This is a genomic window from Mesonia oceanica, assembly GCF_902499555.1.
GTDB lineage: Bacteria > Bacteroidota > Bacteroidia > Flavobacteriales > Flavobacteriaceae > Mesonia > Mesonia oceanica.
On record NZ_CABVMM010000008.1, the window covers coordinates 29,871 to 55,930 of the forward strand.

The 26,060-nt window shown below is 34.9% G+C and carries 23 protein-coding genes; 9 read left to right on the top strand and 14 right to left on the bottom strand.

The genetic code is table 11. From position 1 onward, the window contains the following. The first annotated feature begins 42 nt into the window (after positions 1-42). The 3 genes from FVB9532_RS10615 to FVB9532_RS10625 all read left to right on the top strand — a co-directional run bounded on the left by FVB9532_RS10615 (position 43) and on the right by FVB9532_RS10625 (position 4,405). Positions 43-1,260 (top strand): sensor histidine kinase, encoded by a 1,218-nt coding sequence (locus tag FVB9532_RS10615; protein ID WP_150545159.1) that lies wholly within the window; start codon positions 43-45, stop codon positions 1,258-1,260. 64 nt (positions 1,261-1,324) lie between these two features. Continuing rightward, entirely contained in the window at positions 1,325-3,754 is a 2,430-nt protein-coding gene (locus tag FVB9532_RS10620; RefSeq protein ID WP_150545160.1) for a TonB-dependent receptor, read from the top strand. Positions 3,755-3,949: 195 nt separating this feature from the next. Continuing rightward, positions 3,950-4,405: a PepSY-like domain-containing protein gene (locus tag FVB9532_RS10625; protein ID WP_150545161.1), complete on the top strand. Its 456-nt coding sequence runs from the start codon at positions 3,950-3,952 to the stop codon at positions 4,403-4,405. A 35-nt stretch (positions 4,406-4,440) separates the two neighbouring features. Here the strand turns inward: FVB9532_RS10625 and FVB9532_RS10630 are convergent, their stop codons facing one another. Beyond that, positions 4,441-5,400 carry an NAD-dependent epimerase/dehydratase family protein gene (locus tag FVB9532_RS10630; protein WP_150545162.1) on the bottom strand — a complete coding sequence of 320 codons (960 nt, stop codon included), beginning with the start codon at positions 5,398-5,400 and terminating at the stop codon, positions 4,441-4,443. A gap of 149 nt (positions 5,401-5,549) precedes the next feature. On the opposite strand from FVB9532_RS10630, the gene FVB9532_RS10635 reads away from it, so the two are divergent. The 6 genes from FVB9532_RS10635 (at position 5,550) to FVB9532_RS10660 (ending at position 10,686) form a co-directional block, all read left to right on the top strand. Beyond that, positions 5,550-6,263, top strand: coding sequence for a glycosyltransferase (locus FVB9532_RS10635; RefSeq protein ID WP_150545163.1), 714 nt, complete (start codon positions 5,550-5,552; stop codon positions 6,261-6,263). Beyond that, complete coding sequence (locus tag FVB9532_RS10640) at positions 6,260-6,889, top strand: lipid-A-disaccharide synthase N-terminal domain-containing protein (RefSeq protein WP_150545164.1); 630 nt, start codon at positions 6,260-6,262, stop codon at positions 6,887-6,889. The genes FVB9532_RS10635 and FVB9532_RS10640 overlap by 4 nt, the downstream gene beginning before the upstream one ends. Before the next feature lie 69 nt (positions 6,890-6,958). Further along, positions 6,959-8,608, top strand: a complete 1,650-nt coding sequence (locus tag FVB9532_RS10645) for an ArnT family glycosyltransferase (protein ID WP_150545165.1) — start codon at positions 6,959-6,961, stop codon at positions 8,606-8,608. Positions 8,609-8,725: 117 nt separating this feature from the next. After that, positions 8,726-9,319 (top strand): phosphatase PAP2 family protein, encoded by a 594-nt coding sequence (locus FVB9532_RS10650; protein ID WP_150545166.1) that lies wholly within the window; start codon positions 8,726-8,728, stop codon positions 9,317-9,319. A 3-nt stretch (positions 9,320-9,322) separates the two neighbouring features. Further along, positions 9,323-10,075: a methyltransferase family protein gene (locus tag FVB9532_RS10655; RefSeq protein ID WP_150545167.1), complete on the top strand. Its 753-nt coding sequence runs from the start codon at positions 9,323-9,325 to the stop codon at positions 10,073-10,075. A 20-nt stretch (positions 10,076-10,095) separates the two neighbouring features. Further along, positions 10,096-10,686, top strand: coding sequence for an HD domain-containing protein (locus tag FVB9532_RS10660; protein WP_150545168.1), 591 nt, complete (start codon positions 10,096-10,098; stop codon positions 10,684-10,686). A 296-nt stretch (positions 10,687-10,982) separates the two neighbouring features. On the opposite strand, the gene FVB9532_RS10665 is transcribed toward FVB9532_RS10660, so the two are convergent. From FVB9532_RS10665 to FVB9532_RS10725, 13 genes are all read right to left on the bottom strand, one after another. After that, the gene (locus FVB9532_RS10665; RefSeq protein ID WP_150545169.1) at positions 10,983-11,777 is read right to left on the bottom strand and encodes a DUF4138 domain-containing protein; all 795 of its coding nucleotides are present in this window, start codon (positions 11,775-11,777) and stop codon (positions 10,983-10,985) included. Between the two features lie 11 nt (positions 11,778-11,788). After that, entirely contained in the window at positions 11,789-12,733 is a 945-nt protein-coding gene (gene traM / locus FVB9532_RS10670) for a conjugative transposon protein TraM (protein ID WP_150545170.1), read from the bottom strand. Between the two features lie 23 nt (positions 12,734-12,756). Then, a complete protein-coding gene (locus FVB9532_RS10675; protein WP_150545171.1) occupies positions 12,757-13,368 on the bottom strand; it encodes a conjugal transfer protein TraK in 612 nt (203 codons plus the stop codon). A 33-nt stretch (positions 13,369-13,401) separates the two neighbouring features. Continuing rightward, positions 13,402-14,229 carry a hypothetical protein gene (locus FVB9532_RS10680; RefSeq protein ID WP_150545172.1) on the bottom strand — a complete coding sequence of 276 codons (828 nt, stop codon included), beginning with the start codon at positions 14,227-14,229 and terminating at the stop codon, positions 13,402-13,404. After that, a complete protein-coding gene (locus FVB9532_RS10685; RefSeq protein WP_394349654.1) occupies positions 14,229-14,822 on the bottom strand; it encodes a TrbJ/VirB5 family protein in 594 nt (197 codons plus the stop codon). The genes FVB9532_RS10680 and FVB9532_RS10685 overlap by 1 nt, the downstream gene beginning before the upstream one ends. A 17-nt stretch (positions 14,823-14,839) precedes the next feature. Further along, positions 14,840-17,245, bottom strand: a complete 2,406-nt coding sequence (locus tag FVB9532_RS10690; RefSeq protein ID WP_150545320.1) for a TraG family conjugative transposon ATPase — start codon at positions 17,243-17,245, stop codon at positions 14,840-14,842. Beyond that, positions 17,232-17,516, bottom strand: a complete 285-nt coding sequence (locus FVB9532_RS10695; protein WP_194716531.1) for a hypothetical protein — start codon at positions 17,514-17,516, stop codon at positions 17,232-17,234. The genes FVB9532_RS10690 and FVB9532_RS10695 overlap by 14 nt, the downstream gene beginning before the upstream one ends. Continuing rightward, positions 17,516-17,803, bottom strand: a complete 288-nt coding sequence (locus FVB9532_RS10700; protein ID WP_041578720.1) for a hypothetical protein — start codon at positions 17,801-17,803, stop codon at positions 17,516-17,518. Before FVB9532_RS10700 ends, FVB9532_RS10695 begins: the two co-directional genes overlap by 1 nt. Before the next feature lie 715 nt (positions 17,804-18,518). Further along, positions 18,519-20,438 (bottom strand): Eco57I restriction-modification methylase domain-containing protein, encoded by a 1,920-nt coding sequence (locus FVB9532_RS10705; RefSeq protein ID WP_150545173.1) that lies wholly within the window; start codon positions 20,436-20,438, stop codon positions 18,519-18,521. Between the two features lie 6 nt (positions 20,439-20,444). After that, a complete protein-coding gene (locus FVB9532_RS10710) occupies positions 20,445-21,248 on the bottom strand; it encodes a hypothetical protein (RefSeq protein WP_150545174.1) in 804 nt (267 codons plus the stop codon). After that, complete coding sequence (locus tag FVB9532_RS10715) at positions 21,235-22,362, bottom strand: hypothetical protein (protein WP_150545175.1); 1,128 nt, start codon at positions 22,360-22,362, stop codon at positions 21,235-21,237. The genes FVB9532_RS10710 and FVB9532_RS10715 overlap by 14 nt, the downstream gene beginning before the upstream one ends. After that, positions 22,349-24,667 (bottom strand): sensor histidine kinase, encoded by a 2,319-nt coding sequence (locus FVB9532_RS10720; protein WP_150545176.1) that lies wholly within the window; start codon positions 24,665-24,667, stop codon positions 22,349-22,351. Before FVB9532_RS10720 ends, FVB9532_RS10715 begins: the two co-directional genes overlap by 14 nt. Positions 24,668-24,685: 18 nt before the next feature. Next, positions 24,686-26,053: a nucleotidyl transferase AbiEii/AbiGii toxin family protein gene (locus FVB9532_RS10725; protein ID WP_150545177.1), complete on the bottom strand. Its 1,368-nt coding sequence runs from the start codon at positions 26,051-26,053 to the stop codon at positions 24,686-24,688. Positions 26,054-26,060: the final 7 nt, after the last annotated feature.

The window sequence follows — 26,060 nt, forward strand, 5'->3', positions numbered from 1 at the left end:
AGAAAAGCGTCGAAAACTTTTCTAATCTCTAGTACGATCATAATGATGATTTCTGGGGCAGCACTCTATTTCTACACAAAAATATTGTTGGAAAAAGAAATAGAGGAGGAGCTTTATTCCAATAAGGCTCGAATTGAACGTATTCTTGCTAAAGAGGGAGAATTTATTGATTTTGAATCTATATTACAGGTAAAGAAAGTCCAACATCAAGAAGCAGAACAACTTCAAGATACCTTAATTTACGATCCATCCCAGAATGAAATTGAACTTTTTCGTCAACTATCAGGGACTAAAATAATTAATGGTACGAATTACAAAATTATTGTTCGTGCAATGATTATTGAATCAGAAGATATTTTATATGCTATTGTATTTACATTTTTCACTATCATATTTCTAGCATTTATTTTCCTTTTCTATTTAAATAAATCTCGTAATGAAAAACTTTGGAAACCTTTCTTTACCAATCTCACAAAACTTAAAAATTTTTCCGTTCGATCTGACAAACCACTTCAATTGGTAGATTCTGAAGTCTTGGAATTTCACGAACTTCATAAAGAATTGAAGATTTTAACCTCTAAAATTCAAACAGATTATAAAAATTTAAAGCAATTTACTGAAGACGTTTCTCACGAAATGCAGACTCCATTAGCTATTATGCAGGCTAAGATAGATACTGTTATCAATGATGGAGAAATTAATGAAACACAATTCCAACAATTTTCTTCTTTACAGTCTGATATTTCACGTTTAAAACAACTTAATAAAAAACTTATTCTCTTAGCTAAGATTGAAAATGATCAGTTTACGACCAATGAAGTGATATCCATCAATAAGCTGATTAATGATACTGTCTTAAACTTCAAAGAACTTTTCTCTATTGATTTCCTGATTGAAGAAAATGCTACGATAAATGTAAAAATGGATCTTTCATTGGCTACGGTACTTTGCAATAATTTATTATCAAATGCAGTAAAGCATAATTTCAATAACCAAAGTATAGATATAAAAATCTTTGATAGAAAGCTTCAGGTAATCAATGCTGGAGAGGAAATGTTGTCTCGACCAGACCAGGTTTTTGAGCGATTTTATAAAGAAAGCAGACAAAAAGAATCAACAGGGTTAGGGCTTTCAATAGTAAAGAAAATTTGCGACTATTATCATTTTGTACCTACCTATTCTTTTGAAACCGTACATCATTCAAAAAAAACCAGGGGTAGACATATCTTCCAGATAGACTTTTCCGATTATAAAGATTAAAATCACTACGAAATTACTTTAAAGTTTCTTTAGAAAGCTTCATTAGTTTTATAAAAACTTAATAATGAACCTATCTAAAAACAAGCTTATACATTTTTTATTTCTTGTCTTTATCAGCTCATTTGCAGATGCTCAGGAGAAAATAACTATTACCGGACAAGTTGTAAACAGAGAAGCACAGCAACCCTTAGCATTTGTATCGATTACTGTAAATGATTCAGAAAGTCATAAAACTATTACGGGAACCATTACAGATGAAGCCGGATTTTTTACTATTTCTGAATTACCCATAGGAAATTATGAGGTTGAAGTATCATTTATGGGCTTTCAAACCTATTCCAAGCAAATAATCGCCGGTGGACTAAATCCTATTTTTGATTTAGGAAAGATTCAATTGTCAGAAACAACAGAATCCCTACAGGAAGTGATGATTACCGCAGAGCGAGCTACGGTAAATTCTGGACTTGATAAAAAATCTTTTAGCCTAAATAATACTATTGCTCAGTCGGGCGGCTCTGTACTCGATGCGATGAAAACGATGCCTGGTGTAGCTTTTGACCAAGATGGAAAAGTAGTACTCCGTGGGAGTGACAAAGTGGTAGTACTTATTGATGGAAAGCAATCCAGTCTTACAGGTTTTGGTAACCAAAAAGGTTTAGCCAACATTCCAGCGGCAAACATCGAACGCATTGAAATTATCAACAATCCATCAGCTAAATATGATGCAAATGGATTTGCGGGGATTGTAAATATCATTTACAAAAAAGAAAAGGAGATAGGCTTTAATGGTGATGCCGGATTATCATTTGGTTTGGGGGCATTTTCTAAACGTAGGAAAGACACTCCTACCGATTTTGGAAGTTATTCCGTAAATCCAAAACTAATCCCAAGTCTCAATTTCAACTATAGAACCGAAAAACTTAATTATTTTCTTCAAACAGAGTTTATTATTCAAGAGGCGTTGCCTAATAACGAATTTACAACTCGATTTTATGATGATGGTCGTACCATCCTTTCACAAGTCCCTGAAAACCGTAGACAGTTTAGAAGTATTATTACTGGTGGAGTAGATTATGAGATGAGTGATAACGACCACATTACCTTTTCCGGGATGATAGACCGTGAGAAACATATCGATACCTCACAAGTGGCTTTTATTAATTTAAATGACAATTTTCGTAATAGGTCGTACACTTGGCAAGAAGAGGAAGTGACCAGCGCTATTAATACTGCTGTTGTCTATAAACATAATTTTTCCAGGGCAGGTCATTCTTTATCGGCGAATCTGCAATATACTCGTGGGCTGGAAGATGAAAGTTATTTCTTAAATGACAGTTCTATAGTTAGAGTGGGGCGGGATATGACAAATATTAAGGCTATTGAACATACAACCAGTATAGCAACAGATTATACCCAAGCATTGAGTAATGGGCGAATAGAATTAGGAGTAAAAGGGAGATTTAGGCGATTACCGGTAGATTATACGATTATGCGCGGAGAACAATCGATTATATATCCAAATCTAGGTGATTTTTCAAAATGGAGTGAGAACTTATATGCAGCTTATGGAAATTACCTACTTGAAAAAGAATTTTATGACCTTGAAGCAGGTTTACGATTGGAAGAAACTGAAGTTTCCTATAAACTTGATCCGGTAAATGTTTATTATAATTCAAATGATAATTATGATTATTTTGAATTGTATCCAAGTATTCGATTCACCTATAAATTAAATGATAAAAATAAAATTTCGACTTTTTATAATCGTCGTGTGGATAGGCCTGGCGAACCAGAGTTAAGAATTTTCCCTAAATATGATGACCCTGAACTACTGAAAGTGGGGAATCCTTATCTTCGCCCACAGTTTACCCATAGTTTTGAAGTTGCTCATAGATATTCTTGGGGTGCTGGTTCATTATTTTCGGCGATATATCATCGAGAGATCAATGGTGCCTACCAACGTATTTACAGTATTGACGATAGCAATCCGGATTATAATATTGTCAATAGAATTTATCAAAACACAGGTCAAAGTACCAATACTGGTGTTGAGGTTTTGTTCAGTCAGGATATTACCAATTATTGGAAGTTGACTTCAAGTTTCAATATCTATAGAAATCAAATAGATGCATTTCAAGGTACACTGCTCTTTCCATTTAAACGTCCATTTTTTATTGAGGAGTCTTCCGATATTGCCGGTGATTTTAAGATTACCAATACTTTCATTTTGCCTTGGAAAATGGAAGCACAAGTTACCGGTCTTTGGTATTCTGATAAAAATATACCCCAAGGAACTGAACTTTCAAGATCTTCAATTGATTTAGGAATTAAAAAATCATTATGGGGTAAAAGAGGAGAGCTTAGTTTATCCGCAACAGATTTATTCAACCGTTTTGGGATACGGCAAAAAGTAATTGGACAAGATTTTACTGCCTTATATCAAAACTATTATGAAACACAGATTGTGAGGATAAAATTGAATTATAAATTTTAGTACTATAAATAATCGAATGATTTGGAAAATTTAATTTATGTCTTTCATTTTTTAAAAAATTATACCTAGGGATATTTTCACAAATAATGAAATTAAAAACCATAGAAGCTTTTAAATAAATATACTTAGAATTCCTTAAAGCTACCTTTAGAATCCTACTATACATTTATAGTATAACTTAAAAACGATATCATTATGAAAAAAGCAATTGTAGGAATAGCATTGATCTTTACAAGTATAATCAGTATTGCATTTACTCAAAAAGATAAGGTACCAACGGTAGTTAAAGATGCATTTTCGAAAAAATTTCCTACGGTGAAACGTGTGAATTGGCAAAAGGAGGAAGTAAATGAATGGGAAGCCGAATTTAAACTCAAAAAGAAGGAATATTCAGCAAATTTTTTGGATGATGGTACCTGGCAGGAAACTGAATATGAAGTTGATGAGAATGAAATACCGGAACATATTATATCTTCAGTTAAGGCTAGTTTTTCTGGGTACAAAATCGAGGAGTCTGAAGTTTCTGTGACCGTTCACGGAATCAATTACGAATTTGAAATAGAAAAAGGCAAGAGTGAAATGGCGATAACTATAGATTCTAATGGGAAGATCATCCATAAAGAATCAGAAGATGATGATGAGAGGGATTAATCTTTATGAAAATTGAAATGAAATGTCCAAATAAACTATTTGGACATTTTTTTTTCGTTGTTTTTATTTTTCATCCAATTAATTTGTTCTAAAACCCCTTCCCTAAGTCCTATTGATGGATGATAATTCAATAAATATTGAGCTTTGTCAATAACTGCTTTTGTTCTTATCTGATCACCAAGTCTTGGTGGTTCCTCTTGTATATGGATCTTGGTTGATAATAAGTCTTCAACAATTTTTATTGCTTGTTTCGTTGAATATTCCTGAGTAGTTCCAAGGTTAATAATCTGGCCATCACATTTTTCTTCGTTTCCAATGACGGAAATGATACCATCAATAATATCCTTAATATGAGTAAAACTTCTTTGATGTTCAAGGCTTCCTTTAAATAATGGAAAGGCTTTTTTGTTGATAGCACAATCAATTAATTGGCTGAACATTTTATCCGGTCGTTCTCTTGAACCATATACAGAATATAAGCGGAACGAGCAGGCTTGAAAATATCCTCGTCGTGATTGTAGTAAAACCAATTGTTCTGCGGCTAATTTGGTTATTCCATAGTTGGAGATTGGCTTAGTCACTTCATTTTCACTACAGCTTACTTCAGCTCCATAAATTGAAGACGTACCAATATTAATAAAAAACTTTAGGTTCGGGCATTGCTCCGCAAAACTTATAAGATTATTCGTAGCGACGATATTGTTTGATAGATAGTCTTCAAAAGTAGAAGTTTTTGCAATACCTGGTTGAGCAGCACAATGAAAGATATAGTCCAGGTTTAAAGGCAGTTTACTTTTAAAATCCTCAGAGCGTAAATCATCTTCTATAATTTGGATACCAAAACTTTTTAAGTGTTGAGCATTTTCTTTTTTGAAGCCAATATTATAGTAAGCAGAAAAATTATCGATACCTAAAATTTCGTGTCCTAATAGATGTAATCTATCTGCAAGATGTGAACCAATAAAACCGGCAATACCAGTTATTAATATTTTCATTTATTTAATTTTATTTCCAAAAAAACATATAAAAACCTCGATTTAAAAGGCTTTGAGACTATATTTTTAAAACAGGCTAATCTTAAAAATTGCTTTAGAATCCTTGTCTATTATTGCAAATTATTAAAGTCTATTTTTTAAGTTGAATAATGAATAATACACTTAGCATTGTAGTTCCCGTGTATAATGAACAAGAAAATCTAGGACGGGTTGAAAAGGAACTTCAGGAATATCTTAACTGTGCAAAAGTACCTACAGCCGTATTGTTTGTAGATGATGGTTCCCAAGATTTAAGCTTAAGTATCATTAAGAAGATATGTTCAAGAAATCCCGCATTTCACTATATTAGTTTAGATCGAAATTATGGTCTAAGCACCGCTTTGAAAGCTGGGTTTGATGCTGTGGGAAGCACATTAATCGGCTATATTGATTCCGACCTACAAACAAGTCCGATGGACTTTAATTTATTGCTGGATTACATTGATACATATGATTTAGTAACAGGCGTGCGTTCTGACAGAAAAGATGCTTTCCTTAAAAAAGTTTCCTCTTTAGTCGCTAATAGTATACGTCGTAGTTTTACACAAGATGGTATGGATGATACTGGCTGCCCGCTTAAAATCATTAAAGCGGATTATGCTAAAAGCATTCCAATGTTTAAGGGACTGCATCGTTTTCTCCCTGCAATGGTTCTTTTACTTAATGGAAAAGTCAAACAAGTACCTGTGCAACATTTTCCACGTATTGCAGGAAAAGCAAAATTTGGTTTAAGAAATCGATTGTTCGGACCTCTAATAGATTGCTTTGCTTATCTATGGATGAAATCTAACTATATTTCATATAAAACTGAGGATAAAGGGTGAATGTTTGGATGATCTACGGTATTGGATTTACGGCTCAAATCTTATTTTCGGGACGTTCTATATTGCAATGGGCACTATCTGAAAAGAATCAACGCGTAATAACCCCAATACTTTTTTGGCAATTAAGTTTAATTGCCTCGTTTCTATTATTTGTTTATGGCTATTTAAGAAATGATTTTGCGATAATGTTAGGTCAAATTTTGACCTATTTTATTTACATACGTAATATGCATTTCCAAAAGCAGTGGTTTAAATTCCCTAAAATTTTACGTTGGTTCTTATATGTATTTCCTTTCATTATTCTTTACATCGGTTATAATAACAAAATTTATGATCGCTTTTTGTTATTTAATAATGAAAATATTCCCTTGTGGTTATTAGTACTTGGGATTACCGCCCAGATTATATTTACATTACGTTTTGTATATCAGTGGTTTTATAGTGAAAAAAGAAAAGAATCTGTCTTACCTTTAGGGTTTTGGGTACTCAGTTGGATGGGGTCGATGCTTATCTTTCTATATGCATTGATTCGTCAAGATCCGGTATTAATGGCAGGTCACCTTTTGGGAATTTTTCTTTACACCAGAAATATTATGCTATTGAAAAAGGAAAAAAAGCTTCTTTAGAATTTCTTAAGAATCAATTAAAAATTTCATTAGAATTCCTTCTCACATTTGTTTTTATAAAATAAAAATGTGAAGTCAAAAAATATCATAGATCGCTATTATTTATTATTTCTATGTATAGTTTGGATTGTTCTAATAGTTGGCTTAGGAAATTACGGCCTTGCTGAAACCAGTGAAGCACGATATGCAGAAATAAGTCGTGAGATGTTTTTAAGCGGAGACTATTTAAATCCTAAACTCCTCGGTATATTCCATTTTCATAAACCGCCTATAACCTATTACATTACTACGTTGGGCTATCGTATTTTTGGGGTTAATGAGTTTGGTGCTCGTTTTTTTCTCCAGATAGCTATAGTTATTCAGTTAGTATTAGTTTATCGTCTAGCAAATTTACTCTATAAGGATAAGCGTATTGCCTTTATGGCCGGATTGATTTATTTTTCATTTCCAATAGTTTTAATTTCAAGTCGAAACCTAACTACTGATGCGTTTCTGACTACGTTAGTTATAGGTTCTGTATATTGTTGGCAGGTGTATGAAGATAAAACCAAAATAGGATTTCTTTATCTGTTTTATACACTTATAGGTATTGCATTATTGACCAAGGGACCTGTAGCCTTATTGTTTATTCTGACCTACATTATCATCAGAAAATTGCTCTACAAAGGCAGCATAAAGATGACTCTTCATCATATTATTGGTTTTTTATTATGTTTTTCGGTAAGTGTAAGTTGGTATATAGCAATAATTGTAGAGCATCCTAAAATTTGGGATTATTTTATTCACAAACAAATTCTGGGAAGAATCACAGGAAATGCGTATAGTGAAAGGTCGAAACCATTCTGGTATTACTTGCCAATTTTGCTTGGTCTACTATTACCTTGGTGTTTGTCACTACTTCCTCATTTAAAAAATTTAAAATCTCTTTTTCCAAAGCAGAAGGAAACCAAAGTACTAATATATGCAAGTACCATTTTAGTTTTTTTATTTTCTGCATTTAGTACCAAATTGATACTGTATATCTTACCAATGTTTTGGATGATAGCGATAAGTATTGCAGCAATGTTGCCCAAGATTTCCAAGGCTTCTAAAAATATAGTCAACATTACCTACGCCGGATTAATCTTAGCTCTAGTAATAGGTTTGTTTTTTAGTAGGGTGTATATATCGGAAATGGAATATATATCTGTAAAAACTCTAATAATTGCATTTATTTCTCTTATTGTTTTTGGGGTAATTTATTACGCTATTGATACTACCAAGGATTATAAACCGGCCGTATTAGCTGCGGTTTTTGGGTGCGTTATTATTAGTATTTCGACCTCTTTTATGACAAATCACACTCCTATAATAAATTCCACCAGGGATATGGTGAAATTCATAGACCACGTTTCTAAAGAAAAGGACAAAACTATTATCGTCTATGATTATTTACTTAGTTCTATACCTTTTTATACAGATGATAAACATATTACCCTTAAATATTCAAGCAACACCACCCAAAGGGAAACTCAATTTGAAGAAAATAATGCTTATCAAGAACGACTTTGGGATTTAAATGAGAAAACGGAGCTATATAAGCTGTTGGAAACTTCTAAAAAGCAATCAACTTATCTTCTAGTTAGAAATAAACGTGATTTAGATAAAAAATTTAAAGCCGTTAAGGATAGTTTTGATCATCAAAAACATTTTGAAAAATGGACACTATACTATAACTAAAATAGGTGTCTTTAGATTCCCTTTAGATTTCCTTAAACATTCAAAAAGAATAGTACATCACCTTTGTCACTATGGCTCGGAGCCGATGGGATGAGAATTAATTTTTAATAACACTGAATGTACAATTATTTGCGACCTATAAAATCAAAATCATCAATTGTAGCAGTTATTATTGTATGCCTGCTTTTGTTTTCACAATATACGTTTGCGCAAGATACTAGTGAAACAACACCGCAAGTAGGTACAGTTCAGAAAATAGGGGATGTTGTATTAATAGCACTACCTGCTGTAACTTTAGGTACTAGCTTTATTATTGGAGATAATGAAGGAGCCTGGGAGTTTACTAAAGGATTAGTGTTGACCGAAGCTGTAACCTATGGTCTGAAGCTTGGTATTAATAAACAACGTCCAGATAGGAGTAACGATAACTCATTTCCTTCGGGTCATACTTCTACGGTTTTTCATAGTGCTGGGTATATTCATCGCCGCTATGGATTTAAGTATAGTATTCCAGCCTATGCGTTGGCAGGTTTTACCGCTGCCAGTCGGATAGACTCTAAAAAGCACGATATATTAGATGTTATTGCGGGTGCAGCAATAGGCTTAGGGGCTAATTTGATTTTTACTACAGAATATAGCCAAGAACATATGGAACTTACATATGACAATTTTGACGGGAATCACCTAATAGGCTTCAGGTATAAATTTTAATTTATGGCACTACAAAAAGAATTTAAAACTCAAGGCGATTTTCTTTTTAGAAATCGAAGTTATTTTCCGATTTTATTTTTAGGTATAGGGCTAATTGTTTTTTTGTATGGAGAATATATTGAGCCTTTTCACGATCAAAAAATAGAAACAGATTACTATGAACTAGTATGTCTGTCGTTTAGCCTTTTAGGTCTTTTCATAAGAATTTTTACAGTAGGTTATACTCCTAAAAACACCTCTGGAAGGAATACAACTGAAGGACAGCTTGCTAATGAATTAAATACTACCGGGATGTATTCTTTGGTTCGACATCCTCTATACTTAGGTAATTTTTTGATGTGGTTAGGAGTGGCAATGCTCACTGAAAATAGTTGGTTTACCGTAGCTTTCATTTTCGTGTATTGGTTGTATTATGAAAGGATTATGTTTGCTGAAGAAAGCTTTTTAATAAATAAATTCGGTGATGACTACTTAAAATGGGCTTCTCATACTCCTGCATTCCTGCCAAATCTTAAAAAATACATACGTCCCAAATATCGTTTCTGTATTATAAAAGTCTTAAAAAAAGAGAAGAATGGTTTTTCTGCCATCTTTCTACTGTTTTGGTTATTTGACTGGTCTGGTTCACAGGTAGAAGCTAAAGCTTTAAATTTTCAATTGAATTTTTGGTTTTATGCAGCACTCGCTAGCTCTATCATCTATCTTACAATTAAAGTGATGAAAAAAAGAAATATGTTAAGGGAAATCAATGGTTAAGCATATGCTATAATGCAATTATGGAAAATTTAGGATTAATAGAAAAAACTAAGATTTATTGCAAAGAAATGATGGAAGCCAGTAGGTGTCAATATTTACCTTTTCATAACTGGAAGCATACTAAAGAAGTTGTTGAGAATTCAAAAACTATCGCTAAAGGTGAGCATCTTCCTAACGAAACTATTGAAGAATTGATTATTGCTTCATATTTCCACGATCTAGGAAATAGTAGAGAATTTAGCAATCACGAAAGAGTGAGTTGTAAATTTGCTCAGAACTTTCTTTCTAAACAAGGATTTTCTATCCATCGAATAATTCATATTACCCAAATTATTGAAGCGACTCAAATGCCACAAAATCCTAAAACCATTACACAAAAAGTTATTTGCGATGCAGATTTAACACATTTAGGTAAGAAGAATTTTTTAATTAAAAATTTGAAGCTTCGTAAGGAGTGGGCTGCTTTTAATAATCAAAAATTCTCGGATAGGGAATGGATTTTTCTGAATATCGATTTTTTGGAAAGACATAATTTTTATACAGCGTTTGCGAGAAAACATTTTACCACTCAAAAAAATGAAAATATTAAACTATTAAAATCTTTAATTTGAATATTTTAACTGTGTTGTAAACATCTGGATCCTTAAAAAGGAAGCTTATTGCATAGAATTCATTTCGAAAATATCAAACGTGGTAATCAAAAATATAGAATGGGCCTACCTCTTAGTTACCTAAAAATATTAGATTTAAATCCAAATTGTTTGATGTTTTTCGAAATATTATTTAGAGGATTGTAACCGATTGTTTGATTTCTATAGGAAATAAAGAGTTTATATTATTATCTAATTCTTAGCATCTCTTAAGTATAAATTTTTCTAAGGTTTAATTAAAATGGATTGGTGACGCATTATTTTTTCAGTAATACCTTTCTACTTCCATTTAACTCTCGTAATTCCAATTGCAATTTCTCCTTACTACCTAATACAAATTTGGGCAGCACATATATCAAGCGTACCGATTGGCTGTTATAGATCTTCGAAGGCATTTTGTAGGTATAGATCGGTTTCATTTCCAGTTTTTGAAAGGAAGATTTTCTTTTTTTGTTGCCACTAAAGCGGTATACCTTCAGAAAATCTATTTCAAAAGTAATTCCCGAAGTATTGGTAAGTTCCATTACTAAATAGGTTTCTGATGCATTGTAGGCTATTCGTTGTAACTGAAGCTTGATACCTCTCTTACGTTTGGTCTTGGAATGTTTTTTTTCTGATTTCATCAGATACTCTGAAAACCGCTGAAAATATTCCTGTCGCTTTTCCAGACTATCCTTTTTTTCTTTTGAGGGCTTAGGAATTACTTTGGTCGGGATCTCCGTTCCAATACTTTCGTCTGTGGAAATAAAATAATTCAGTTTGGAAAGTTCTTTGGTATATTTCAGCATATAGGAAAAGACCTTTCCATCATCGGTGACCACCAAAAGATTACTTTCTTCTCCGGGTTGAGCCTGTAATAATCCAAAATATTGCCGTTTTTCGCGGTTATAGGTAAACACGAAATGGGATGCTCCGGTTATACCCTGTCGGATAGCACTTGGAAAAAACAAGGCTACGTTCTTTTTATCGTTCGCATATAAAGTATCTAAAGCTTTTTGGGCATTGACTGGACTTATTACAGCCAGTAATAATATAATGGTAAATGTTCTCATAAGATTTGATTTTAAGATTGTGTTCCTGGTGTGTTTAATAGTAATTGATAGCCGTCTAGTACGGTGACTTTAACCTGACGGTTACTCCTTCTAAAAAGCTGTTTTATACCGCTAACCTGTGGTACTCCCGGCACTTCGATTTCATCCACAACATCACTTACTACCTGACGACGCACCTCCTCCCGGAAACTGTTCTCGATATAAATACCTTCACTGCCATCGGCCAGATCATAGGCCTCAAAGGAAACCGGTCTGCTTTTAATATGCTCGATAGTAAGTAGGGTGCGATTGGGCTTAAAACTGACAAAGCCATAGAGAAGCGTATTTTTGGTGAATAATTTTCCATCGATCAGTGCAGCTCGCGAAAGCCGCATTCGAAGCCGGTAATGTTGTTTGATGGTCTGGGTACCATCAACTTGGACATACAATTGTCCGTCTGTGTTTTGCGATAGGGTATTTGAGTTTTCCTTTGGTTCCGAGGCAAAAAAGAGCTGATGTTCCAAGCCCATTTCTTTGGCGGCTGCTTCCCGTTCTTTTTTATCGATTTTCCTGGGCAACGTATCCTTTTGGGGTGGAGCAGAGGGTAGGGGAACTGATTGGTCTTGCCGGTAGGTGCTGCTGGCATAATCAATATTCCCTTGTGAATAAATACTATCGATCATCCTTCTTTTTTCTTTATCCCTTAAGTCAGGATCATAATTTCCGGTAGCATCCAGTAACGCTTCATCATAGACGCTTGGTGCATTGATCTCGCGTTCCTCTTTGATGCTTTCCAGGGCTTCCATTTTTGTTTCATATTGTTCTTGGTCGCCCCCTAATTTCGGAATCGGTACCTGATGGTTATCGATAGTGGTTTCTTCTTCTTTGCCAAAAGTGATGATGGAATAGGCAACAATAAACAGGACGACACTGGCCACAATCAGTATCATTACGATTTTGTTCTTTTGAAGTTTCATAAGTATGGATTTAGTAATAAGTATTATTCAGGATTAATTTTTCGAAGGCTATTTTCAAAAAAGTCGGTGATAAGCAGTCCGTGCGGATTGTGCGGAAAATTGCGGTCGACCTGCAACAGTTGTCCAGCGGTTTTCAATTCATAGCGGTCAGTTACCGATCCACGGTTAATCTCAAAGATGGTGGTGGTACTAAATTGGTAGGGTTGATTTTGAAGGTCAACCTGCGAATCAATACTTATGACCTTTTGTACCAGGGAATACTGCAAAAGCCGGTTATAGACCCCATCGGCCTGTTTTTGCTGATAGAGGTCGGATACGGAACTGTTTCCCAGCCATAAGCTTTTTTCAATATTACTTTTGTAATTGTTGGCATTAAGCCCATAAAAATAGCGATGGAACAGTTCCAGATGGGCCAGGGCTTCGACCTTCAGGTTTTCCCGTTGCTTCACCACTTTCAGGGGAATAACGCTACCGTCCCCATTAATCACGAAAGCATTGTTCTGGGATTCCCGATGGAGTTTGATAACCATTAGTACGGAAATGATACAGACCACTGCCGAGCAAATTACCGAGGAGAGGACGATAAAACGATTGGTCCGTAAAACCTTGTAAATATTTTGATAGGGTATTTTCATTTTATGTTTGATTAATACTGTTCTTAAAAAAAATTAACCTCCGGTAAAGAGTCTTAGGGTAAAGGTGCTGGCCTTGCGGTAAAGCTTAAATTTCAGCAGGACGATAAAACCGATGGAGGCACATTCGATTACCGGTGCAAAAAATTCGCTTCCCCAGTCCGTTCCGAATAGGTCGCTCCAAAAATGGCTGTTGATTTCGGTATAGAGGTTATTGATAAAAATATTGACCAGAAAGAAGGCCGGCACAAGCATATATACCCCGGCATAAAGCTTAAAAAAGGTATAGGCCAGGGAGCGGAATTTTTCAAATACCGCCAGGCTAATGACCAGCGGAAAAAATGTCTGCATTATTCCCAATAAAAAATAGCGCTCCGCCAAAAAGAGCGGATAGATAAATAGATCTAAAAGCCATAGGATCACCCCAATAATAAAGGCCAAAATTTTAAGTCCGTATAACGGAGTTACCAAGGCTTCGTATAGCATTGCCATTGCTTTTTTGGCGGCCTCCAGGGCACCCACATCCCGTTCAATATCAACATCACTGAGCTGCAAGGGGAGGAGTGCCGGGGCCGTGTCCCTGTATTGGGCTTCTATAGCCACCAGTATATTATCAAATACGTCCAATACCTGTGTAGAGAAAATAACAAGCAGGACAATGGCAAAGTTTTTAAAAAGTTCGGTCGGGTTTAGTCCCCAGGTATGTCCATCGGTTGCAGCCACACCTTCATTATATTTTTTAAGGATATTGATCAGGAAAAACAATACAGCCAGTGTCTTCATCCCGGTAATGGTATACTGAGAAAAATCACTGTCTTTGATCGTTTGAAAGACCGTGTCTACGTATTCGAGTCCCATTCCCATCAGAATTCCGTTTCGCGATTATTGATATGATCCTGCATTTTCCGAAAGGAAATGATTTCCTTATACCGGCGTGTTTTGTTCTGCACCTCGGCGACCATCTCATTGGATTTAGTTTCGTAATCTTTTAATACGGTAGCTCTTTCCGCATCGCTCATTTTTAGATAATCACTGGTCAGGATTTTATTGACATAATCCACGCTCTCCATCGAACGGTCAATAATTTCTTCAAAGGATGCTGTCACCCGGTTGATTTCATCGGGTTTTATATACGGGGAGTTGAGGATTTCTTGCAGATCACCCTGCACCATATTAAAGAGGTACTGGTTATTCTGAATCAGTTTTCCCACGGCATCCAATTGTTGAATCACATTGCTTACCTGTTCGATCCGCTCTTTTTGTTGCTTTAGAAACTCGACGGTCTTGAGTAAATTGGAAGTTTGCTTGGCCGATTCGATCAGCTGTTTGGCCAGGCTGATAAAATTCGTATTATCATACACCGGCATCCCCTGGGCCACAATGTGGCCTGTTGAAAAGAGGGTAATGGATAAGGTTACCAAGAATCTTTTGATGTTTCGATTTAGAGGATATTTCATAGAATGTTGATTTAGGGTTATACTTTTTCTTTTAGGAAGAATTCAATGGCTTTCTCCATATCATTGGTTTGATTATAAATAGCCATTATGGTCTCGTTCTCACTACCATCGGTCAGATAGGCTGCATAGACCTCTGGGGGGACTTCCAAACGGAACACGTTGCTTTCTTTCCCTATTTTGATAAACATTTCGGTGTATTTCCGATTACCGGTAAGGTTATTCCGAATGGAATATAACTGGTTCAGATCGTGTGCAGAGAGGTTGAGGCGTTTCTGCAATTCGCCATAACCTTTTTCATTACGAAGGCTGTAGATCACCTGGGTGTTTTCCAGAATACTGGCCGAAGTTGAATTGTTGGGCAACTGGTTGATGGATTGCAGGATAATCCCAATAGCCCCGTTTTGTTTTCGGATGGCCTGGTAATAGAATTCCACACTTTCCAATACATTGGCAAATTTCAGTTGCTTGGCAAATTCATCAAAAAGAATAATGCCTTTTTCCGACCTGTTTTGCCAGATGGTTCGCTGGATGGCCGATTTAATCAGTTTGAGCATTACTGAGAGGATTTCCTTATTATCGCGGACTTCATCCAGTTCAAAAACGATCATCCGTTTGTCTTCAATCTTATAGGTTTGATCGGCCCCCACGTTAAATAAAAAGCTATAAAGGCCTCCTTCCACATATTCCGAAAGGATATGCAGAAAATCATAGGTACTGAAATGCGCCTCCCGGATTCCCAATCCCTCAATGAGCGTGTCTTTATTGTCATCTACAAAGTGGTATAAAGAAGCTAATGAATGGTTTTTACGGATTTGCTGATAATACTGTAGGAGTACCTTTTTCATTGCTACTTCCTTGCCTTTGGATACTTTTTGACCTTCGGCCAATAGTTCCAGAAGGAATACCGAAAGATCTTCCAGACGTTCGGGAGTTATATCGGCGTCATTAGAAATATAAAATGGATTAATTCCTAAGTTTTTTCCCTGCTCATAGCGTAAAATGATATGATCGTCAGGATAGAGTTTGGCGAATTTGGAATAGGAACCGCCCAGGTCGATGATGACTAGTCGTACACCGCTCTCAAAATATTGACGAAGGATGTTATTGGCCAAAAAGGATTTCCCTTCGCCCGTGGGGGCGAAGATGGCAAAGTTGCGTGCCTTAATACGTTTCTTTTTTTCATCCCATACATCCTTTAAAACCGGTATATTATGTTGGCGGTCATTAAAAATAATCCCGGTATGATCTGAGCGATAATTGGTGTTATTGATATTTAGGCATAGGGCGTGCTTAAGATCGGTTACATAAAGATCCTCATTAGAGAAATTGGAGGCAAAACAAGGATAAGAATTCAAAAAATAATGCTTACGCTCTTCTCCTTTGGGATAGTATGGCAGCATATCCAGCTCCTTGAATTCGGTTTTGATTTTAGAAGCTATGCGACCAAGTTGTTCCGCCTGCTGAGACCAAAAAATGATGTTGAGATGGCCACGAATAATCCGAGAGCTATCATCTTCATTGATGCGATTAACGATCTCACGGATTTTCTTTAATACGACTTTGTTCTGGGTTCCGAAGTTGGAGCTCTTGGAAAGCTCCTCGATTTTCTTTTCCAATACTTTTCGCCATTTGTGCTTATCATCCAGATAAAGGATGTGGTTAATGATATGGTCTTCCTCCAGATCCAATCCCAACCCGTCGATAAAGCCCTGGTGAAAAGTGAATTGATCAGAAGTGAATTTTTCATTGACTTTGCTGCTTTGTAGGCTTTCCCCAAAGCACTGTTCACTATTGATTGCGAGTACATCAAAATGGTGATCACCAATGGCAATTCCTTTTTGATCCAGCCTGATATCCGTATCTACGTCCTGGTGGAACCCATTGAAATAAGAGTGGGTGTATTCCAAAATAGCCTCCTGACCTAAGGGGAAAGTATTTATTTTTCTACTGTTATTGATAAAGGATACAGCATCGTTCACCGCCCCAATAAATTCCCTGACCTGATGATCCAACTTTTTATGAATGCCTTTTTCGGTCTTCCGAAAAGGGTTGACATATTTGGAAGCTTTAAGATGCTTGTCCAAGGGAAGCACAAAAAACAAATAGCTTTGGTGCTGTAAGTACTCCCGATTTTTAAAATAATGATGGGTTGCTTTTTGCAGGAAGGTATCTTTTGGAAGTTCTTCGGCAGTATAAGTTGATTTCCGGTAACTATCCTGTTTCTGGATAACGGTTCCAGCCGGCAGTGATTTGAAGGCCTGAAACCAACTAGCGTGCAGGTCTTCAAAATCCTTTTCCGAGAGGGAATAGATTTCAGGCAGCGATACCCGATATCCCAGTACCACATTGCCATTGGATGCAAAAACCACATTATCCTGAATATCCAGGATGGGATGGTAAGCCGAAAGGTTAATTTTTTTCATCATAGAACAGGCTTAATTTCTTGTTGCTGATATTTTTTGGAAATACGTGCTCGAAGTGAAAAAGTCCCGGATGCTGAACAAATTTGTTCAGCAAAACATACAAGGCTATATTCCATAATAGTATCATTGTGATCATCCAAAGGCTAAAAGAAAAAATGATGAGGAGTAGGGAGGCGATTACCGAGATCATTTGCAGGGCAAAAAAGGAGAGGGGAAGCCCTAAAATCATTGCCCGTTTTCGAATGTTCTTATAAGGTATGAATACTTTCATTACACTACTATTCCGATGAGGTAAGTAAAAATGCCCACTACGGCACCGGCGATGAGTACAAAGACCAGCACACGGGTAATCCCTTTTTTCAGATCGGCATTTTCCCCGAAGAAATGTCCGGCATTGAATAGAAAACCCACCAAAAAGATGACCCCCAGGATAATGGGGAATATGGACCGGATGGTGTTGGAAATATCATTAACGGAATCTTCAATACCGCCAATTTGCGCAAATAGGGAAGTAGATAGGAGCGAAAGCAAACTCGCCAGGTAAATAGATTTTTTCATAACGTAACGTTTTAAATTTTAGATTCGTTTTCGTTATGAGAAAAGTAATAATTTAAGGCTTTAAATAATTGAAAATCAATTTATTGTGAATAAAATATTATTTATGTGGTATTGATTTTCAATGGTGTTATTTGCCATCAAATTTTATGAAATTTGGAAGGGACGCTGTTAATAACTTGAAAAGCGTAAGTGAAAGGAGTATCTAAGAACGTCAGATTTGTCGTTTAGGAAGCGAAAAGCCTGTCTTTTTTGGACAGGAAATTGAAGTTCAAAAAGGAGTCGTGATTGATTTTGGTCACTGCGGAAAAGATTCCGGTACTATCTGAATAAAACGCATTCAGGAAAAGTATGTGATATTGGATATTGCCTTGGAATTTTAAGGCTTAATGAAAAGTCAGAAAATTTCATAGGATACTTAATTAACAGTTATAGAGCCCCGCTTATTTCTTTATCCGATTGAGCAAAGCTAGCAAAGTATTTAGATGCCGATTTGTTTATTTCGTTACCCTACAATGATTACAATAATCGAATACAAGAGGAGTTTAAATATATTTGGGCATCACTATATCAAAGTATAAAAAAAATTTACTTGGTTTGCCTGTCAATTGCAGAACCAGTTAAAAAAGAGAGTAGGGATTTAGCCAATTACGAAAGATCTAGTTGACTAATAGATTATAATGATTCTGCTGAAATTCTTTTTTAGGAAAAAGAAGAGCTAATAGTCTTCAAGCTCAATATCAGTAATATTATACTTTTTAAGCAAGAAGCTTTCAAGTGATTTTAAATTCTTATAAGATATAACTTTTCTCTTCTCCGCTAAGGTAAAATTTGGTATACTAAAATTTTTGACGTAGTTCTTTGCCAATGCAAAATAGTTATTTGCATAAGGTTTGCTAGTATGTTTTATGTAATACCAGAATAATCTTGACTTCAATATTTTTTGAATGAATAGTAGATCTGACTCTGATTCGGAAACTAAAGCATACCCATTATAAAAGAGCAAATCTTCCTCATCAGTAAAAACAAAATATGGCTTATCAGAAATATATGGGAATAACAATTTTTTTCCTGGAATGAATAGAGCTTGGCTTCTTCCAAAGGCGAACCAAGTTTCATATTCTCGGTTACCTCTATCCCTCTTTGCTAGTTCGTTTTTTTCTTCCTTTAAATAAAGGTAAGTAAATGGATATTGCTCTTTAAATAAATTTTCTTGAATAACTTCAATAAATTTATTTGTTTTTTGTTCAAATAAAGTGGCATTATCCTGATTTGAATATCTGTAGGGGAAAATAAGTTTTTCTCGAAATTTGTTGATATCGCTTTCGGTCTTTAGAATATTTGGCTTTATAGCATCCTTACAAACATCTTTTTCAATTTTAAAAAGATTTCCATTTCTTTCAAAGTAATAATAACGGTCATCTTCTTTATCTGGTGTAAACAAATAAATTTTATTACGTAATGTAGCAAAACCGTTTCTAATATTAAACAAATCGCCCAATTTTTCACCTATGTTTTCCATTCGTGAAATATTGAGTTGTGTTTTTACATCGTCTAAATGCCACCCATCAAAATCATTTAATTTTTCGTATTCAAGTGGAATAAAATCTGATTCATTCAATTTGTTGATTTTTGATGGAGCTGAACTGGTATATCGTATATTACCTTTAGTTTTTTCTATCAGGCAAATACACGTGTATGTTAATCTCGAATTAAATACTTGTGAGCCACCAAAATCGATAAGCTTAAAAAGAAAAGTGTTATCAGAAAAATATTTGCGTAAGGCTCTGCCATTTAAACTTCTATAAAAATTACTCACAGTTATGTAGCCTAGAACTCCGTCCTCACGTAACCATTTTAGCCCTAACTCAAAAAATGGAATATATAGGTCTAATTTTCCAGTGGAGGAGACCGTCCAATTGGCCATTAGTTTTTTTGTTTCATTATCTAGGTTGGAAGAACCTACATATGGTGGATTACTAAATATGTAATCGAAGCCTAAATTGTCCTTTATTTTAGATGAATTTGAAAACCAATCAAATTGTAAAGAATCACCTTTAAAAAAATTATACCGAATTTCTGCCTTGTCTTCGCCATTTGAAATTGCAAGCAGGGTTAGTAATATCTTTGTTCTGTTAATACTGTATTCTGTAATATCAATACCATACAGGTTATTCTCAATAATATCAGTTATTGGTTTATTAGTAAGTTGGTGAAGCAGTAACGTATATTCATATAAAAAACCACCACAACCACAAGCCACATCACAGGCGGTTCGGTCTTGAATTTGAGTGCTCATACCAACAGCGTTAGAGACAATGTATTCTCTAATATATTTTGGTGTGTATACGGCTCCATTGACTACTTTATCATTGGGGGATATAACAAATTCAAATAACTCTATCAAACATTCAAAGTCAAAAGTTTGTTTTGTCTCTTCAAAAAGATTACAAAAGTCTTCCAATGCTTTATGTTCAGTTCCGTCAGTTTCTTTTATTAATAATTCAGAGATTAGTACATTTTCAATTTTAGCTAAAAAATTCTTTTTGATAAATGCCGATGTGATAAGGCGGTCTATTACCTTGACATCATAAGAATATTTTTTTAGGAATGAAAGTATGGTTTTATCTATACTCATTGAATATTATGCGATTTGCGGATAAATAGAAATGGGGCTCCAAGTTGTTTCTGATGGTGTCACGCTTTCAGGCTCAGATTTCCAGTGACTTGATAGTCTATGATAATAAGGCTTTAGCATAGCATTTTGATATTTTTTTATAAGAAGTAGATACTCTCTACTTCTATTTATCATAGTTTTCCTTTTTTTTGGGAAAAAGTAGGATATAAGATAATCGATGGATAACACCAAATCCATAGGATGATGCGAAACCCTAGGTGTATCCATTACAATGAGGTCACCAGTATCCAAGTTGCCATCCATATTAACAAGATGTCTTCCACCAAATTGTAAGTGATAAAATGGATGGGGTTCGTTTTCTCCATCATTTTCATTTTTTATATGACGATCTAAATGGTAACAGGTTAGCACTTTGGCAATACTATCTTCTTTTATAACTTCTCCTTCAATTCTGAAATCTAATGCTAGCCAGAGCAGAGGATCATCAAAACTGCCAAATTTTTCACAATTCCCCACAACGTGTATGTTTATCACTAGCTTTAAATCACCAACATCATTAGGTTTGATTTTTTTCGGCTTACTATTGGCATCCAGCTTAAATATTAATTTAGAAACTTTATACCCCCAATACTCAGACTTTAATTCAGAGTAAGGGCATAGAATAGGTTTGCCATTTTTTAAGGTGGTAATTGCAGAATGCATTGAGCCAATATCAGCCAAGGGAAAATATTCCGTAATAATGTCTTGTAACTGAATAAGGTCCTTTGCTAATTCGTTTCTTTTCGCAAGTATCTTATCACTTATCTCCATATTTACGTTTTTTATAGATTATTTTTATTTCCTCATATCGATCTTTTTCATCTGGATGTAGTTTGTAGCCTTTTCTTTTGGAATCTCCTTCTATTACTGCGGTAGGCGAGACATATTCCTTATCCTGCCAATTTTTGTTTCCTGTGTTTAGTAACAATCCATCGTAGGAGTCAAGAGGTTTATTTAAAGCTTTGCAAACAGTCCAGAATGAAGTACTCATATAGGATTCAATAGGTTTGGCTTCCTCTAAATTTTTAAACTCTAGTTTTTGCTTTAAAAGTGATATTCTTTGATGCGAATCACTGTTTATCAAACTTATATCTGGTGATATTTCATCTTCCCACCAGTCTATCAACCTATTTGACCACCATCTATGCCATACATTTCCATAAATACCGGTATATTTTATGGACTCATTTAATTCTTTTTTCAAAGCTTCCCAATCTTTTGATGAATCGATATCTACACCTAATCTTGCAGCAAGAACATCCTCGTTTATCAAAATTCCGTTTCTCAAAATGACCTGATTCAATAAAAATTGTGATGTTGAAGATGCCAGTTTATCATCAAGGTCAAAAGAAAGACTAAGACTCTTATAGCTCTTTTCATCTATATCCAAAAGCTCCCAGATTTTTTTCTTCATCTTAATATCGTCGTAAGCAGAAATAATTGCGTGAATCTGGTCTTCATAAATACTGCCGATTCGTGGAATATCATTTTTGGAAATGAACAAGTCAAATAAATCGTGTGATTGAACATCGGTATCAAAATAGGCAGCTTTCTTTTCTAAAGATGATATTAGAAAAATGGGAAACTCTTCAAATTTCTTGTTTTCCCCATTTTGATAAGTTCTTATGGCCGTTGCCAAAATCTGAGCAGGATATGTTGCAAAATCGTCTTTACCTTTATGGTTCTCGTTCAGCCTTAAATCAATAATGACACCATCAGTTTTTTTATATTTTTCGGCAAGGTGGTCGACGAATGGTTCCAATTTCCTGGGATACTCAAGTTCAATTTTGATTTTACCTTGAGCTGATAATTCACGTACAAGAGGAGTGATTTTTAAATCTTCGTCTTTGTCGTCATCTATATATAGTACATTAAAAGTTTTCATCTTCTGTTTCTTCAGGTTTAGTTATAGGAAGTTCTATTCTTATGCTAGTTGAATAATTATCAGGTGGATTGTCTATTTGTACCTCTCCTTGATAGCTTTCTACTATATCTCTTATAATTTTAAGACCAAGGCCAGTTCCAGTCAATTCATCAAGCGTATTTTGCTTGTGGGACTTTGGACTCGACGTTGTAAAAAATGCATTGAAGATTTTATCCCTGTTTTCGATAGGAATACCATCTCCATTATCTATAAACTCAACGAATACTTTTTCATCATTTTTTCCTGCCTTAATGAGTAGTTGCTTTTTCTCTGGATTCTCCCTCTTTAAAGCTTTTTTAGAGTTACTATATAAGTTGAATAGTATAGAAGCCCATTCAGACATATGCATTTTACAGGTGAATAGTTCGATGTCAGAATACTCAATTTTCAGCTTTATATTATTTCTTTCTAAATCCTTCTCCATAGTCTCAAAAAATGGATTAATAGCACTCCGAAGGTCTATTGGTTTGAGTTCTCTATTTACATTTTCCGAGATAGTTTCATCAAAATAAGAAGAATAAACCCTAAAGGAAGTGAAACGTTCTTTTAAGTCAAGAGCTATATTGTATTCTTTGGTGTTTTCTTTTAAATTGTCAACCAAATAATTGGTGTCTATTTCAAAAGGACTCAGATATTGTGAAATTTCGTGAGTAAATTCGCCAATAACAATACCAAGTCCAGCCAAGACACGCAACATATTCATCTCTTCAATCTCTTGAATGGTTTCTTTTAGCCGTTCAGCTTGTTCGCGTGCTTTCTTAGCTTTTTCTCGATTTTCAGATTGTTTTTTGGATTTATCCTCTTCTGAAGTTCCTGCATTTCCGTCATCAGCTTCACTTTTACTTTCATATTCTTCTGCAATTTTCTCAAGAGTGTCTACGGCATCTTCCATAGTTTCTTTTGGCGTTCTTCTACTTTTAACCTCCCAGCCTTCTTGATTCGTTTTAACTTTAATTCCTCTGGCTGCCGCTACTCTTATTACTGCGGATGTAAGAGCCTTGTATATGTAATCCACCAAATCCTGATATGCAGAATTATAGAAAAGACCTTCTCTATTGGATAATTCTTGAAATTCTTCATTGTCATCTGATATTTCTACAAACCCAAAAAAATTGGTATTACTATGTACAGGGAGAATTTGACGTTTTCTAACAGAAGCATCAAGACCTAACCAATCGTTATTTTTTTCTCCAAAAGGTAGTACCCTAAATCCATTCCTGTAAAGTCTGATACCTCCTCTTTCATTTGAGATACTTGAAATGTAGCTTTCTGCTTGTTTTGGTATCATATTGATATTATATATAAAGTAGTAGGCTCTAAATTTCACTCCTTTTAGACTTTCATACTGATTTTCCAGTTTTTGGGGGTTTTCAGTAATAGCATCTACTTTGCTATTTTTGATTTCCCAGTACCCATTACCAGACTCGTCTACTTCTCCCTGTATTTCTGCCAAAGCGTGTTCGAAGAACATCGTTTGGGCATCAGCTACAGCTATATTGTCTCTATAACATTTTATATCAAATCCTATATCTACTAATTCTTCCTCATCATTATCTTGACTCTCTTCTATTTCTTTTTCTGACAAAGGAAATGGCTGAATTACATCAATAGCATACCTATAAACTCTTTTTATCATTGCATCAGTCCACCACTCTCTTAGATTATTGATGATGAGAGTGGTTCCTTTTTCTCGCTCTTTTGGAATAACCTCAATATTGTTTGCAACAGCAAACAAATCTTTGTCCATCTCATAGTCATTCCAATTGATGGTAATTTTTAAGGCTTCATCATCATTAGCAGTTTGTGTAATTATGGTCAAAATATTACCTAATCTTTGCGTAGCAAACCGACCGATTCCTTTTTTTCCTGCTCTTTTCCTTCCATAAAATGGAGATAGAGGATTATGAATCTTATCCGAGGATGATATGCGCATAAAGCCATTAACCAATTGGGAGCGAGTCATACCATTTCCGTCATCCTCTATAATTAATTGACCACCTACATTATCTACGTTGTTGAAAAATAGTTTAGCATAGCCGGCATCAGCGTCATAAGCATTCTTTACCAATTCAGAAACAGCTGTTTCGTGACGTGCGACTAATTCCCGACCTAATCGGTCAATTACCCCAGCATCTACAGAAAAACGAACTTTATTAGTATCTGCCAAAGCTAATTTCCGCGTCAGTGATAATATTTTATCCAAGTTATTAGGTTCTTCAGCTATAACTTTTTTGAGCAGCTCTTGTATTTTTTGTTTTTCTTCCATAATAAATTTTCTGAGGAATTAAACGCTTAGTTTTTCTTTGATTAGTTTTCTGACCTGAAAAAGCGGCTCTAAAATATTTTGCTTATTGGTAATAGCGGTTTCCCTATCTAACCCCTCATATTTATAATTATCAAGAAAAGTTATATTTTCATTAATAACCTTAAGTAAGAGTGACATCTCATCTAACAGATAACTAACAAATAAGGATTCATTTTCAATTTTAGTTTTAATTTCCAATAATGGATCATTGGAAGAATAACTACCTTCCCGAGCTCGATAATATTTTATGGCTTCTTGTAATGCTTTCTTATCGAGATTTGAAAAAATAGGCTGCTTTTTGCTGAATGCCTCAACAGCTTTATACCAATAGAAAAACGCCTCGGGATTACTCTTTTTTAACTTGTTTAGTCTGTTATAGGGTATAGGTTCTATATACCAATCTTTTACTTCTTTAGCTTTGCTAAACTTTTCAATAGTATCAGGCTTTGAATATTTAAGTACTTCAGCTAAGTAGGTGACTTTTGCAGCAGCTATGATAGCTTCTTCAATATTGAATCTTGCTATGGTAAAATTTGTAAAATTACTAATACCAGTTTGTAGATGTTTAAACTCATCAGATTTAATATTTCTGGTTGAAAGAACAAAACAAGCTTGTTGGGTATCGACCAGAACTTTTTCTACGGTTATTTCCAGTTTTCTAAATGATATTTCTTCTGCAACAACTTTTGCATAGCTATCCCGGACAACATCCAAATCAGAAATATTATCCATTAAGAAAGCTACATCAAACAGTTGTTTGATTATTTCCACAGGTCGTAATTTGCTATATAATATCCCTGTAGTTTTTGGAGCAAAGGCAGTTAGCTTATCACCTAGAATTGCATCAAAGGTTGGCATATTTACCATTGTAGTTTTACTCTCAGTTTGAATCCAGTCGTGGGCAATTGGAATCTCTGTCAGTTCAGGGTATGGGTTTGGTGTATATAACACATCTAACAATATGGGCTCGACATTTCCATCTACATTGCTTTTATAATAAATCTTAAAATGACCAATTGGTGCATCAGGTGTGTGTTTTCTGTCATTATCATCTTCCCAATGTGTAAAGACAGTGCCCTTGCTTATGATTTCAAGAATTTTTTCTATATCGCTTTGTCTCTGTTCGGTTATAATATCAATGTCAATAGAAAACCTTTTGGGTTTCTCTGTTGCCAATAATAGGGCAGTGCCCCCTTTAAAGATGAAATTAAGCTTATTTATTTTAAGTTGTTCAAGAAAAATCAAGGCGTAGATAACTTTCTCGATAAGTTTTGGGTCATATCGGTTCCCAAGCTTTTTCTTGACTTCAAAAATCCAATCGGGGTGGTATGTTGATGATTTAATCATAAATTAA